General features: G+C 71.2%; 12 protein-coding genes. 11 read left to right on the top strand and 1 reads right to left on the bottom strand.

All coding sequences use genetic code 11. From position 1 onward, the window contains the following. Window positions 1–44 precede the first annotated feature (44 nt). A complete protein-coding gene (locus ABD784_RS04315) occupies window positions 45–1,415 on the bottom strand; it encodes an ABC transporter substrate-binding protein (protein WP_344880435.1) in 1,371 nt (456 codons plus the stop codon). Window positions 1,416–1,558: 143 nt separating this feature from the next. On the opposite strand from ABD784_RS04315, the gene ABD784_RS04310 reads away from it, so the two are divergent. The 11 genes from ABD784_RS04310 to araA all read left to right on the top strand — a co-directional run bounded on the left by ABD784_RS04310 (window position 1,559) and on the right by araA (window position 13,895). Beyond that, complete coding sequence (locus ABD784_RS04310; protein ID WP_344881314.1) at window positions 1,559–2,485, top strand: sugar-binding transcriptional regulator; 927 nt, start codon at window positions 1,559–1,561, stop codon at window positions 2,483–2,485. A 120-nt stretch (window positions 2,486–2,605) separates the two neighbouring features. Continuing rightward, the gene (locus tag ABD784_RS04305) at window positions 2,606–2,956 is read left to right on the top strand and encodes a DUF6507 family protein (RefSeq protein ID WP_344880432.1); all 351 of its coding nucleotides are present in this window, start codon (window positions 2,606–2,608) and stop codon (window positions 2,954–2,956) included. A 2-nt stretch (window positions 2,957–2,958) separates the two neighbouring features. Continuing rightward, window positions 2,959–4,308 carry a hypothetical protein gene (locus tag ABD784_RS04300; protein ID WP_344880429.1) on the top strand — a complete coding sequence of 450 codons (1,350 nt, stop codon included), beginning with the start codon at window positions 2,959–2,961 and terminating at the stop codon, window positions 4,306–4,308. A gap of 75 nt (window positions 4,309–4,383) precedes the next feature. Beyond that, window positions 4,384–4,896, top strand: a complete 513-nt coding sequence (locus ABD784_RS04295) for a hypothetical protein (RefSeq protein ID WP_344880425.1) — start codon at window positions 4,384–4,386, stop codon at window positions 4,894–4,896. After that, entirely contained in the window at window positions 4,893–6,245 is a 1,353-nt protein-coding gene (locus ABD784_RS04290) for a hypothetical protein (RefSeq protein ID WP_344880422.1), read from the top strand. The genes ABD784_RS04295 and ABD784_RS04290 overlap by 4 nt, the downstream gene beginning before the upstream one ends. 221 nt (window positions 6,246–6,466) lie before the next feature. Next, window positions 6,467–6,763, top strand: coding sequence for a co-chaperone GroES (gene groES / locus ABD784_RS04285; protein WP_309082146.1), 297 nt, complete (start codon window positions 6,467–6,469; stop codon window positions 6,761–6,763). Between the two features lie 66 nt (window positions 6,764–6,829). Beyond that, on the top strand, window positions 6,830–8,434 hold the full coding sequence (groL, locus tag ABD784_RS04280) for a chaperonin GroEL (protein ID WP_344880419.1): 1,605 nt from the start codon (window positions 6,830–6,832) through the stop codon (window positions 8,432–8,434). 129 nt (window positions 8,435–8,563) lie between these two features. Beyond that, window positions 8,564–9,634: a LacI family DNA-binding transcriptional regulator gene (locus ABD784_RS04275; protein ID WP_344880417.1), complete on the top strand. Its 1,071-nt coding sequence runs from the start codon at window positions 8,564–8,566 to the stop codon at window positions 9,632–9,634. A gap of 319 nt (window positions 9,635–9,953) precedes the next feature. Then, on the top strand, window positions 9,954–11,585 hold the full coding sequence (locus ABD784_RS04270) for a xylulokinase (protein WP_344881311.1): 1,632 nt from the start codon (window positions 9,954–9,956) through the stop codon (window positions 11,583–11,585). A gap of 74 nt (window positions 11,586–11,659) precedes the next feature. Next, the gene (locus ABD784_RS04265) at window positions 11,660–12,340 is read left to right on the top strand and encodes an L-ribulose-5-phosphate 4-epimerase (protein WP_344881308.1); all 681 of its coding nucleotides are present in this window, start codon (window positions 11,660–11,662) and stop codon (window positions 12,338–12,340) included. A 43-nt stretch (window positions 12,341–12,383) separates the two neighbouring features. Beyond that, window positions 12,384–13,895 (top strand): L-arabinose isomerase, encoded by a 1,512-nt coding sequence (gene araA, locus ABD784_RS04260; RefSeq protein ID WP_344880414.1) that lies wholly within the window; start codon window positions 12,384–12,386, stop codon window positions 13,893–13,895. The last annotated feature ends 78 nt before the right edge of the window (window positions 13,896–13,973 follow it).

The raw sequence follows: 13,973 nt of genomic DNA, 5'->3' as shown, positions 1-13,973 counted from the left end.
CGGGCGCGGCCGGGAGGAGGTCAGCCGCGCCCGGTGGCCGAGGACTACTTGATGGCTTCGTCGATCTTGGCGGCGGCCTCATCGAGCGCCTCTTCGACGCTCTGGTCGCCGAGGACCGCGGACTGGATGGCGGTCGCCCAGATGTCGCCGACCTCGGGCCATGTCGCGGAGGGGGCGTACGGCCACTCGGCGTAGTCGGAGAGGATCTCCTGCCAGACCTCGTTGTAGTCGCCCCACTCGGCGGTGGCGGCGGCCATCTCGTCACTCTCCGCGACGGAGACGCGGGTCGGGTTCATGTTGCCGTCGGCGATCGCGTTCGTGAGCATCTCCTTGGAGGTGGCCCACTGGATGAACTGCCACGACGCGCCCTTGTGCTCGGAGGAGGCGTTCATGCCCAGGGACCAGACCCACAGGCTCGACGCGCGTCCCTCCGGGCCCTCGGGAGGCAGGGCATAGCCGACCTTCCCGGCGATCGGGCTGCCCTCCTTCTCGAAGTCCGGCGCCATGTGATCGGCGTCGATGTAGAACGCAGCGTTGCCACCGATGAAGTCCTGCTGCGCCTCGTACCACGTGTAGGTGCTGGCCGCCTGGGGTGCGGTGCCCATGAGCTCAACCCACTTGCTGACAGCGGCAACGCCCTCGGGGGAGTTCACCGTTGCCTTGCCGTCCGTCACGTCCTGGGCGCCGTACGCGCCGGCGAACGTGGAGAAGGGATTGAGGGTCGGGTACGTCTTGTCGCCGCGGCTGACGAAGCCTGAGATCTTCTGCCCGTCGTACTCCGTCCCGTCGAGCTGCTTGGCGGCAGCGATGAGCTCGTCCACCGTCTGTGGGACCTCGATGCCGTTGGCCTCGAGAATGTCCTTGCGGTAGAAGAGCGCGTAACCCTCCTCATTGGCCGGGATGGCCCAGAGGCCGCCCTCGCCGGCCCCGCCGAAGTCCGTGGTGTCCCAGCGGTTGGCCTCGATGAGCGCCGGGTAGAAGTCGTCGAAGTCGTATTCCGGCGACGTGTGATTGGGGTCCTCGACCCAGGGCTGCAGGTCCTCGATCCAACCGGCCGCGGCGTACTGGTAGTTCATGGGCTGGGAGGTCATGAAGACGTCGTAGGAGCCCGAGCCGGACTGCAGCTCGGTGAGGATCTTGACCATGTAGTCGGTCTCCGACTGGGTCTCGATGTTCACCTCGACCCCGGTGAGCTCCTCGAATTCCTCGACGTGGCTCTGGATCGCATTGGAGAGCGGGTGCTGGCTCATGAGGATGTTGAGTTCCTCGCCCTCGAAGTTCCGCCAGTCGAAGGATTCGACCTCGACGTCCGGACCGCCGGAGGGGCTCGATGCGCAACCGGTGAGCATCGCTCCGGCGGCGATCGCGACGAGTGCGGTGCGAGCGAGCGCCGCTGGTTTCCTGGTGAGTTCCATTGCTGCTCCCTATGAGTGATGAAGGGGTGTGAACGATGAGGATGGAGAGCGGAGCGCCGCTGGACTCGCAGCCGCCCCGGTTGACGGATGTAATGCTAATCACAGTGGCACGGGCGAGCGGCTAGACTGCTCAGGTGAGCAAGATGACAATCGACGAACAGATGCGCTGCGTCTATGCGGCGCTCCAGCGGCTCAAGTACAACCGGTCTACGGTGGACATCGCCGAGGAGCTGGGAGTCTCCCGCTTCATGGTCGGCAGGATGGTCCAGCGGGCCCGCGACGAGGGGCTCGTGGAGATTCGCCCTGTCATGGCGGATCCGATAGATACCGAGCTCTCCCATCGGCTTGCGGATCGGTTCGATCTGTCGGCCGCCTATGCCGTGCCGGCGCCGGTCGGCGGCACGGAACAGGTCAGGACGGCTCTCGCCTCGGTGTGCGCGCGACTCTTGGTGGACTCCATAGAGGAGGACGACATCGTCGGGATGACACCCGGACGCACGATCATCGAGATGTGCGAGCGCCTCGAGTTGCTGCCGATGTGCGACGTCGTGCAGCTGACCGGCGTCGCATCGACCGACGAGGGCGAGATCCTCCGGGCCATCACCGCCATGACATCTGCCGTCCGGGGGAAGATCCACTCACTGCACGCCCCGATGCTCGCCACGGACGCGGCCGCTGGCCGCGCCATCGCGGCCCAGCCCGCCGTGCGCCGGGCCTTGGCACGGATGGACGGCCTGGACCGCGCGATCGTCACGATCGGCGGATGGCCGGATGCCTCGCTGCTGGCCGCCCAGGCCGACCAGCTGGGCGAGGTGGAGCAGCTGGTGGACCGCGGTGTGGTCGCGGAGGTCGGGACCACGCTCCTGGACGCCGATGGGGTGACCCTCCCGGCATTGGAAGGACGGACCATAGGGATCTCCGAGCAGCAGTTGAGGGCGACGCCGTCCGTTACCGCGGTCGGCGGAGGTCCCGGCAAGGAGCGCGCGGTTCTGGCCGTCGCCCGCTCGGGCCTGGCCGATGTTCTCGTGACAGACGTGCCAACAGCCCGATTTCTGCTCGAGCACGCCTGACCGGCGCAGAGCGGCGTGAGCATGGGGAGTTCTCACCATCGCGCCCGGAGCTCGGGCCGCATAGGGTTGGATCGCCGGAATTCTCGGCGCTGATCGAACGAGCAGGGAGGAGCGGGCACCGTGGCATTGTCGGGATACGACGTCAGTCCTGGGACCATGCGGACCGTCAAGGGCAAGGTCGAGGGGCACATCGATGATCTGCCCGGGAAGCGCAGCGCGCTCTCGACCGCCGTGGACAACAGCATTGAGTCGTGCAAGATGCCGCAGGTCGCCTCGGCTCTGACCGGTCTCTGGAACGACATCCTGGCCCTGCAGACCGAGGCCGCCGAGACGCGCGTGAAGAACGCGTGCACGGCGCTGGGGGACGTGGCCCAGGCCTATGAGAACGGCGACCAGTCGATGATGGACGACGCCGAGGAGTCGATCGTCGCCGTGCCGGAACTGGACATCAACGACGGGAAGACGGTGTAGTCGTGGCCTTCGATACCTCCGGCCTGCAGGGATGGCCCGACCCCGCCACCATCAAGACCGACGCCGGGCAGCTGCCGAAGAAGGGCAAAGAGATTCACGAGGTGGTCGGCGACTGCGCCACCGAGTGGGCCGCCGTGGACGGCGCCTACCGCGAGGGCCCCGGCCGCGACGCCGTCGTCCAGGCGATGACCATGCCGCTGGCGCACGCCACCGCCGTGGAGGTCGTCGCCGAGCAGGCGAAGGGCCACCTGGAGACCTACGCCGAGACCGTCACCGAGCTCAAGACGCGCAAGACGAACCTCGAGAGCCGCATCTCCACGTTCAACTCCAACGCGTCCTCCTCCGACCCCGACGTGGAGAACCCGGAGTTCGGCTATGGCTCCCAGGCCGAGATCCAGGGGAAGATCAACGATCTCGTCGCCGACCTCACGGCCGCTGCGGACACCTGCGCCAAGGACATCAACGGCATCGACGTCACCGACGATGGCTTCGTGGACCTGCTCACCGAGAAGGAGGCGGGCCTGGCGACGGGCCTGCTCGGCGGTGGACTGGCCCTGACCATGTTCGAGGACGTCCGCTTCAGCCAGCTGACCATCGTCCAGACCACCTACCAGCGCTGGAAGCTGACGGCCATCACCGTGCCCAGCCGCGTGATCGTCACGCCCAACGGCCGCTACATCGCCACCGTCACGCTGGTCCAGGAGACGCTGGAGACCATGACGGTCACGGACGTCACCCGGCGGACCTGGACCCAGCGCCAGTTCCTCAACCTGCGCCCGGAGATCAACGAGTACCTCTACCGCAACTCCGCGAAGTACCGCGCCCACGTGGACGCCCACCCGAACCGGTGGGCACCGATGGGCCCCGGCAACCGGCCCGCATGGTGGCGCCCGGACCAGAAGCTCACCAACTTCGTCGACGACTTCCGCACCTCCAACGGATGGACCAAGTTCGTCCGCGGCGCCGGCCCGGTGCTCTCCGTGGTCATGGCGGGGCTGACCTACCGGGACGAGTACGAGGACGCCAAGGCGCGCCTGCTCGAGGAGCACCCGGACTGGTCCGAGTCGGAGATCCACAACCGCGCCCTCTACGAGTCCGCCACCCGCGGCACCACCAAGGTGGCACTGGACGTCGGTGCGGGCATGACCGGCGCGGCCATCGGCACCATGATCGGCGGCCCGCTGGGCACCGTGGTCGGCTTCGGCGTCGGCATCGGCATCTCCTACCTGATGGACGCCACGGGCTTCAAGGACTGGGCCGCCGAGGGCGTCACCGACCTGGTGGACGGCGCGGGCGAGCTGCTCGACGACGCAGGCGACGCCCTCTCCGACGCGTGGAACTCCATCTTCTAGGCTGGACCCACCCCGGGCGCCCAGCTGCTCTTCGACGAATCATGCCGGCGCGCGCCGGTGGAAGGGAACACCCCCTTGGATCAACCGGTCTTCTTCGCCATCCTGCTCGGCATCGGCGGAGTCAGCTTCGTCTCCGGCGTCCTGGCCTACCGCGGCAAGTACGTCGCCTGGCTGGCCCTGAAGTCCTTCTTCCCCGGCTGGCCCGGCCTGGCCGGCCTCTACATCGGCGCGGCCATCCTGTCCGGCGCCGGTGCCGCCGTGATCCTCCAGGCCATGCCGGAGGGGAACATCGTCCGCGCCCTGCTGGGCCTGCTGCTGATCTTCACCATGATCGCCGGAGCCATCATCGGCATCATCGGCATGTTCTGGCTGCCCCGATTCATGCTGCCGCAGTGGGTCAAGGACACGATCGATGAGATCAAGCGCGGCGAGGACCCGCTCAGCCAGGCGCTCCGCCCCGGCGGGAGCCTGTACGGCCGGCTCGGGAACCCGGACGCCGGCCCGGCCCCGGCCCGGCGGGACGACGCCCGCCCCGGCCAGGACTCCCACCCCCACGAGGACCGCGACGACCGGGAGGGCCCCCGATGACCGAACGAATCCTGCCCGAGGGCTACACCTACCTCGAGCACGACGGCGCCCGCCTCGCCTTCCCCGTCGAATGGGAGCGGGCCGATGCCCCGGCCGGCAGCCTGGCCGTGGTCCACCCGGAGGCCGAGGGGCTCGCGTTCCGGCCGAACGTCGTGGTCCGCGTCTCCGACTACGCCGGCTCGCTCCCGGCCCTGGCCGCGTTCTCGCTGGCCACCACCCGCGCGCAGATCAACGGCTGCCACTTCGTCGCCCACGACGAGCTGGACCTCGACGGCGGCGAGGGCCGCCGCCAGCGCTTCGCCTACGCCGCCGGCGGCTTCGACCTGGTGGTGGACCGCTACCTGGCCGTCCGCGGCGGACGCGCCCTCGAGATCACGGTGACCGCGACGGTGGCCCTGGCCTACGAGATGCTGCCGGTCGGCGCGGTGGTCGCCGGGTCGCTCGACTGGGACGCCGCGGCCGTGCCCGCCAGCAGCGGCACCCGCGACGCCGAGGTCAGCAGCGGCACCAAGGAGCCGCGCCACGACCGCTGGCTCAGCGAGCTCGCCGGCCATCCGATCGAGGACCTGTCCAAGCTCCCCGCGGTGCAGGGCTACCGCTCGGACGGACCCACCCTGAGCGCCGCCGCCGTGAACCTCCTCAAGGAGCACGCCAAGCGCAGCCGCTTCGGCCGGTTCGACGTCGCGGCCCACCAGGCCGAGATGGGCGAGCTCCGCGCCGCCGGACTGATCGACGCCGCCGGCAAGTTCTCGCCCGACCTCGAGTTCATCCTCGGCGCGCTGCGCGAGCCGGAGTTCCGCATCGAGATCGGCGCCCGCCACCAGGGCCTGGACACCACCCTCGACATCCACGTGGGCGCCGGGCGGGCGCTGGTCCTCGCCGGCCCCTCGGCCCCGGAGCTGATCCACGGCGTCGCCCCGCGCAGCGACGGCCTCGGCGGAACACCCCGCGGTACGTTCCTGCTGGACCTGGCCACCACCGAGGGCGTACCCGCGCTCATCGCGGCCTGGGCCGGCCTCGGCCCCGCGTGGAGCGTCACCGGGAACGTGCGGACGCTCGAGCCCGGCGAGCTGGAGCGCGGCTGCGACGCCCCGCTCGCGGTGCCGACGGACGCCGACGCGGCCTCGCGCCGGCTTCTCGCCCAGCCGTGGTTCGGGTGGAGCATGACCATCCCGGACCTCGGCTTCGAGCGGACCTGGCTGAACGCCGGGGCGGCCGGGCACTACGCCGTCGGGGCCCTGGACGACGGCGGCTCCGAGCTGGTGCCCGTCGCCTCGGCGCAGGTGTGGGACGTGCTCCTGCAGGAGATCGGCGCCGCCACGATCGCGCGCCCTGCGGCCTGGGAGTAGCGGCCCGCAGCAGCGCTCCGGCACGGGCCTGCCGACGACGCGCCGGTCCCGGAATTAGCAGTCGTGTTGCGTGAGTGCCAACGGTTCCATAAAGTGTGATTAGCACTCGGCGCCGTCGGGTGCTAGCGCCTGAGGAACTGCCAACTGGCACCGCGACGACGGTTGGTTACACCCCAACGGCCCCAGTAACCATTGGTAACTCACGCAAAGGAGAGAGCCGCATGTCGGTCTCCATCAAGCCCCTCGAGGATCGTATCGTTGTCCAGCCGCTCGAGGCTGAGCAGACCACCGCTTCCGGACTGGTCATCCCCGACACGGCCAAGGAGAAGCCCCAGGAGGGCAAGGTCGTGGCCGTGGGCCCGGGTCGCTTCGACGACAAGGGCAACCGCGTCCCGGTCGACGTCAACGAAGGCGACGTCGTCATCTACTCCAAGTACGGCGGAACCGAGGTCAAGGTCGGCGGCGAGGAGTACCTCGTGCTCTCCGCCCGCGACGTCCTCGCCACTGTCGTCAAGTAAGTCTTTCCGCGTATAGCCCCGGCCGTTCAGAGCCGGGGCTATACGCGCCCCTGAAGGAGTTAGAACATGGCAAAGCAGCTCGCCTTTAACGATGCCGCTCGCAAGGCGCTCGAGGCCGGCATCGACAAGCTGGCCGACACGGTCAAGGTCACCCTCGGCCCGCGGGGCCGCAACGTGGTCCTCGACAAGCAGTGGGGCGCCCCGACCATCACCAACGACGGCGTGACGATCGCCCGCGAGATCGAGCTCGAGGACTCCTACGAGAACCTCGGCGCCCAGCTCGCCAAGGAGGTCGCCACCAAGACCAACGACGTCGCCGGCGACGGCACCACCACGGCGACCGTGCTGGCCCAGGCCCTGGTCAAGGAGGGCCTGCGCAACGTGGCTGCCGGCGCCGCCCCGGGCGACGTCAAGCGCGGCATCGAGGCGGCCGTCGAGGCCGTCGCCGGCCGCCTGGCCGAGAACGCACGCGCCGTCGAGGGCGAGGACGTGGCCAACGTGGCCTCGATCTCCGCCCAGAGCGACGAGGTCGGCGCGCTGCTGGCCGAGGCGTTCAGCAAGGTCGGCACCGATGGCGTCATCACCATCGAGGAGTCGAACACCACCCAGACCGAGCTCGACATCACCGAGGGCATGCAGTTCGACAAGGGCTACCTGTCCCCGAACATGGTCACGGACCCGGAGCGCCAGGAGGCCGTCCTCGAGGACGCGCTGATCCTGATCAACTCCGGCAAGATCTCCACGGTGCAGGACTTCCTGCCGCTGCTGGAGAAGGTGCTCGAGTCCAAGAAGCCGCTGTTCATCATCGCCGAGGACGTCGAGGGCGAGGCCCTGTCCACGCTGGTGGTCAACAAGCTCCGCGGCATCCTGACCGCCGTGGCCGTCAAGGCCCCCGGCTTCGGCGACCGCCGCAAGGCCATGATGCAGGACCTCGCGGTGCTCACCGGCGCGCAGGTCGTCTCCCCGGAGCTCGGCCTGAAGCTGGACCAGGTCGGCCTCGAGGTGCTCGGCTCCGCCCGCCGCATCACGGTCACCAAGGACAACACCACGATCGTGGACGGCGCGGGCGACCAGGCCGACCTCGACGACCGCGTGGCGCAGATCAAGGCCGAGGTGGAGCGCACCGACTCCGACTGGGACCGCGAGAAGCTCCAGGAGCGTCTGGCGAAGCTCTCCGGCGGCGTAGGCGTCATCCGCGTCGGCGCGGCCACCGAGGTGGAGCTCAAGGAGCGCAAGCACCGGATCGAGGACGCCGTGTCCTCGACCCGTGCCGCGCTCGAGGACGGGATCGTCGCCGGCGGCGGCACCGCCCTGGTGGACGCGCTCGGCGCGCTGGACACCGATCCGGCCGTGACCGCCCTCGAGGGCGACGCAGCGACCGCCGTCGGCATCGTCCGCCGCGCGCTGGTCCAGCCGGTCCGCTGGATCGCCGAGAACGCGGGCCACGACGGCTACGTGGTGGCCGCCAAGGTCGCCGAGCAGCCGGCCAACCACGGGTTCAACGCCAAGACCGGCCAGTACGAGGACCTGCTCGCCGCAGGCGTCATCGACCCGGTCAAGGTCACCCGCTCGGCCCTGCGCAACGCCGCCTCCATCGCGGCGCTGGTGCTGACCACCGAGACCCTCGTGGCGGAGAAGCCCGCCGAGGACGAGGACGGTCACAAGCACTAGCGGCCACCGCCCGCCGCGCCCCACGGGTCGCGGCGGGCGACCGGATGTGTAGCCAGTACGACGCCGGTGCGTCGCCCACGCGGGCGGCGCACCGGCGTCGTACGTTGGGGCATCAGCCATAATGACGGAGTGAGCACCGGAGTGAACGCCTCAGGCCAGTCGACGAATCGGCCGCCCTCGATGTCGGACGTCGCGACGCTGGCGGGTGTGTCCCACCAGACGGTCTCGCGCGTCCTGAACGACCACCCGAACGTCCGCCCCGGCACCAAGGAGCGCGTCCTCGCGGCCATCGAGGAGCTCGGCTACCGGCGCAACCGCGCGGCCCGGGCGCTGGTGACCTCGCAGAGCAGCACCATCGGCATCCTGACCGTCGGCAATGCGAACTTCGGCCCGGCCAGCACGGTGCTCGCCGTCGAGTCCGCGGCGCGCGCGCAGGGCTACTTCGTCTCCGTCAGCTCGCTCGAGGCGTTCGACGCGGTGGCGGCCCGGACCGCCCTGGGGCACCTGGTGGACCAGGGGATCGACGGGATCGTCGTCGTGGCGCCGCTCGTCGAGGTCGCCCGCGTGGTCGAGGAGGCCGGGCTCCAGGTGCCCGCCGTGATCGTCGCCGCCAACCCGGACGCCGCCGCGACCGACACCCTGCGCTACGTCTGCACCGACCAGCGCCGCGCCGCCCGGGACGCCACGGAGCACCTCCTCGGGCTCGGGCACCGGCGCATCGCCCACGTCTCCGGCGAGATGGCGTGGATCGACGCGCTCGAGCGCAACGCCGCGTGGCGGGCCGCGATGGAGGAGCGCGGTCTGGAGGCGACCGAGTACGCGGCCGGCGGCTGGGCCGCCGCGAACGGGTACCGGATGGGCCGGCGCATCGCCGACGAGATCGTCGCCGGCGACGGGCCCACGGCGATCTTCGCCGCCAACGACTACATCGCGATCGGGCTGCTCCGGGCGTTCTGGGAGCGCGACCTCCGCGTCCCGGAGGACGTCTCGGTGGTCGGCGTCGACGACCTGCAGGACTCCGCGTACTTCATCCCCGGCCTTACCACCATCCGGCAGCCCTTCACCGCGATGGGCCAGGCGGCCATGCGCGCCCTCCTCGGCATCGCGGCCGGGCAGCCGCGCAGCGAGGGGCGGTTCGACGCCGTGCTCGAGCCCGAGCTGATCGTCCGGGACAGCACCGCCCCGCCGCCCGCGGGCTGAGCGGGCCCCCTCCATTCCCGCACCACGGCTCCTGCGCGACCGCTCGTGCCTCCGAGCCGCCGCCACCGCCCCCGCCCGGATCGGTCCGACATGGTTGGTCATCCGCTCTTGTTAGCGCTAACATTCTGAGTGGCGCACAGCACAGCAGGGCACGGCACAGCCGCGCCGATCGAGAACGTCGCCCGCCCCGGCGGGACGGAGGGAGCACCACGTGAGCACAGAGCCCGGCCACCGGACCGCCGACCACACGGCGGACGCCGCTGCCGAGAGCGCCCGCGGCGCCGAAGCACCGGCCGCGGACGCGGCGGCCCGCGAGGCGATCCTCGCCGGGGACACCTCGCTGGGCATCGAGCTGGGCTCCACCCGGATCAAGGCCGTGCTCGTCGGCCCGGACTGCACGCCGCTGGCCAGCGGCGGCCACGCGTGGGAGAACCGCTTCGAGGACCGCGTCTGGACGTACTCCCTCGAGGACGTGTGGTCCGGCCTCCAGGCCTGCTACGCGGACCTCCTCGCCGACGCCGAGTCCCGCCACGGCGTCCGCCCGAGCACCTTCGGCAGCCTCGGCGTCTCCGCCATGATGCACGGCTACCTCGCCTTCGACGCCGCCGGTGACCAGCTGGTCCCGTTCCGCACCTGGCGCAACACCAGCACCGGCCCCGCAGCCGCCGAGCTGAGCGAGCTCCTCGGCTGCAACATCCCGCTGCGCTGGTCCATCGCCCACCTGCGCCAGGCGATGCTGGACCGCGAGGCCCACGTGCCGGACGTCGACTTCCTCACCACCCTGGCCGGCTACGTCCACTGGCGGCTCACGGGCGAGCGCGTCCTCGGCGTCGGCGACGCGTCCGGCATGTTCCCGATCGACAGCGCGACCGGCGGCTACGACGCCGGCCTGCTCGAGGCCTTCGACCGCCTCGCCGCCGACCAGCTGGGCGGCCGCGGCGTCGCGGACCTGCTCCCGTCCGTGCTCGCCGCGGGGACCGACGCCGGCCGGCTCACCGAGGAGGGCGCCCGCCTCCTCGACCCGAGCGGCGCCCTCGCCGCCGGGATCCCGCTCTGCCCGCCGGAGGGCGACGCCGGCACCGGCATGGTCGCGACCAACTCGGTGGCGCCGCGCACCGGCAACGTCTCCGCGGGCACCAGCATCTTCGCCATGGTGGTCCTGGAGCGCCCGCTGGCCCGCGTCCACCACGAAGTGGACCTCGTCACCACTCCCGCCGGCGACCCCGTGGCCATGGTCCACTGCAACAACGGGGCCAGCGAGCTCGCGGCCTGGGCCGACGTCTTCGGCCAGTTCGCCGCCGCCCTCGGCCGGCCGGCCGAGCCGGACGAGGCCTACGCCGCCCTCTTCGCCGCGGCCCTCGACGGCGAGGCCGACGCCGGGGGGCTCCTGGCCTACAACTACCTCTCCGGCGAGCCGATCACCGGCCTCGAGGAGGGCCGCCCGCTCATCGTCCGCACGCCGGGCTCCGCGCTGAGCCTGCCCAACCTGATGCGCGCCCAGATCTACGGGGTCTTCGGCACGCTCAGCCTCGGCCTGCGCGTCCTCGCCGCCGAGGACGTGGCCATCGACGCGATGTTCGCCCACGGGGGCCTCTTCCGCACCGCCGGCGTGGCCCAGCGCTTCCTCGCCGCCGCCACCGGCGCGCCGATCGCCGTCGGCGAGACCGCCGGGGAGGGCGGCGCCTGGGGCATCGCGGTGCTCGCCGCCTACGCCCGCCACGCCACCCGGACACCCGGCGGGACCGGCGCCGGCAGTAGCCCGGCGGGGGAGCAGGGGCACGACGGCGGCCGCGCGTCGCTCGGCGAGTTCCTGGACCGCCGGGTCTTCGCGGGCACGGCGCTCGACGTCGTCGAGCCCGTCCCGGCCGACGTCGACGGCTACACCGCCTACCTCGAGCGCTACTCCGCCGGCCTCGCCGTCGAGCGGGCGGCCACCGAGTCCCTCCGCTGAAACCCGTACCGACCCACCCCGAGGCAGGAGCCCCCATGACCGCCCCCGCGACCCTGGAGCACTACCCGCAGGCCATGCGCGAGGAGATCGCCCGCGTCCGCCGCGTGGTCTCCGACCTGCACGCCGAGCTGCCGCGCTACGAGCTGGTGGTCTGGACCGCCGGCAACGTCTCGCAGCGCGTGCCGAACCCCGACGTGCCGGACGGCAGCGCCGACCTGTTCGTCATCAAGCCCTCCGGCGTCTCCTACGACGAGCTCACGCCCGAGTCGATGGTCGTCTGCGACCTCGACGGCGCGCTGGTCGACGGGACCCGCGGGCCGTCGTCGGACACCGCGGCCCACGCCTACGTGTACCGGCACCTGCCCGAGGTCGGGGGAGTGGTCCACACCCACTCGACCTACGCCACTGCGTGGGCGGCCCGGGGCGAGGAGATCCCCTGCGTGCTGACCATGATGGCCGACGAGTTCGGCGGCCCCGTGCCCGTCGGCCCGTTCGCGATCATCGGCGACGACTCGATCGGCCGGGGCATCGTCGAGACGCTGCGCGAGTCCCGCAGCCCGGCCGTGCTCATGCGCAACCACGGTCCCTTCACGATCGGCCGCGATGCGCGCGCCGCCGTGAAGGCCGCCGTGATGTGCGAGGAGGTCGCTCGCACCGTGCACATCTCCCGCCAGCTCGGCGAGCCGCTGCCGATCGAGCAGCGACACATCGACTCGCTCTACGACCGCTACCAGAACGTGTACGGCCAGAAGTAGCCGGCACCGCCTCCTGCACGTCCCCCGAAAGGAAACGCCCCGCATGACCAAGCCCTACGCAGACCAGGAGATCTGGTTCCTCACCGGCAGCCAGGACCTCTACGGCGAGGAGACCCTCCGCCAGGTCGCCGAGCAGTCCCAGCAGGTCGCCGCCGCCCTGGAGGCCTCCTCCGACGTCCCGGCCAAGGTGGTCTGGAAGCCGGTGCTCAAGGACTCCGACTCGATCCGCCGCGCCATGCTGGACGCCAACGCGGACGACGCCGTCCTCGGCGTGGTGACCTGGATGCACACGTTCAGCCCCGCGAAGATGTGGATCTCCGGCCTGAACGCGCTGCGCAAGCCGCTGCTGCACCTGCACACGCAGGCGAACGTGGAGCTGCCGTGGGACAGCATCGACTTCGACTTCATGAACCTCAACCAGGCCGCCCACGGCGACCGCGAGTACGCCTACCTCGCCACCCGCATCGGCGCCGCGCGCACCACGGTGGTGGGACACGTGTCCAACCCGGCCGTGACGGCCCGCGTGGGCACCTGGGTCCGCGGCGCCGCCGGCTGGGCCGCCACCCAGTCCCTGAAGCTCGTCCGCTTCGGCGACAACATGCGCAACGTCGCCGTCACCGAGGGCGACAAGACCGAGGCGGAGCTGCGCTTCGGCGTCTCCGTGAACACGTGGGCGGTCAACGACCTCGTGGAGGTCGTCGACGCGGTCCCCGAGGCCGACGTCGACGCGCTGGTCGCGGAGTACGAGGAACGGTACGACGTCGCCGCGGAGCTGCGCGCCGGCGGGGAGCGGCACGAGTCGCTGCGGTACGCGGCCCGGCAGGAGCTGGCCATCGAGTCCTTCCTCGAGGGCGTGGGCGCCAAGGCGTTCACCACCAACTTCGAGGACCTCGGCGGGCTCCGGCAGCTGCCCGGCCTGGCCGTGCAGCGGCTCATGGGCAAGGGCTACGGGTTCGGCGCCGAGGGCGACTGGAAGACCGCCGTCCTGGTGCGGGCCGCCAAGGTCATGGGCGCCGGCCTGCCCGGCGGCGCCTCCCTGATGGAGGACTACACGTACGACCTCACGCCGGGCGAGGAGCTCATCCTCGGCGCCCACATGCTGGAGGTCTGCCCGTCGCTCACCACGGCGCGGCCGCGCCTCGAGGTCCACCCGCTGGGCATCGGCGGGCGCGAGGACCCGGTGCGCATGGTCTTCAACGCGGACGCCACCGAGGGCGCCGTGGTGGTCTCCCTGGCGGACATGCGGGACCGGTTCCGGCTCACCGCCAACGTGGTGGACGTCGTGGCGCCCCCGCACGACCTGCCGCACCTGCCCGTGGCCCGCGCCGTGTGGAAGCCGCGGCCGGACTTCGCCACGTCGGCCGAGTCGTGGCTCACGGCCGGCGGCGCGCACCACACCGTCATGTCCACGGCCGCCGGCGTCGAGGCGTTCGAGGTCTTCGCCGAGATCGCCCGCACCGAGCTGCTCGTGATCGACGAGTCCACCACGCGCCGCGGCTTCGCGGACCAGGTGCGCTTCAACCAGGCGTACTACCGGCTGGCCCAGGGCCTCTAGACCAACCGGCCTCTAGACCAACCGGCCTCTAGACCAACCGGCCTCTAGACCAACCGGCCTTTACACCAGCCGGCCTCC

Origin of the sequence: Zhihengliuella alba, from assembly GCF_039538765.1 — a bacterium.
GTDB classification, from domain to species: domain Bacteria; phylum Actinomycetota; class Actinomycetes; order Actinomycetales; family Micrococcaceae; genus Zhihengliuella; species Zhihengliuella alba.
Note: the sequence above shows the minus strand (reverse complement) of the source record. Positions and strands in the feature narration are given on the sequence as shown.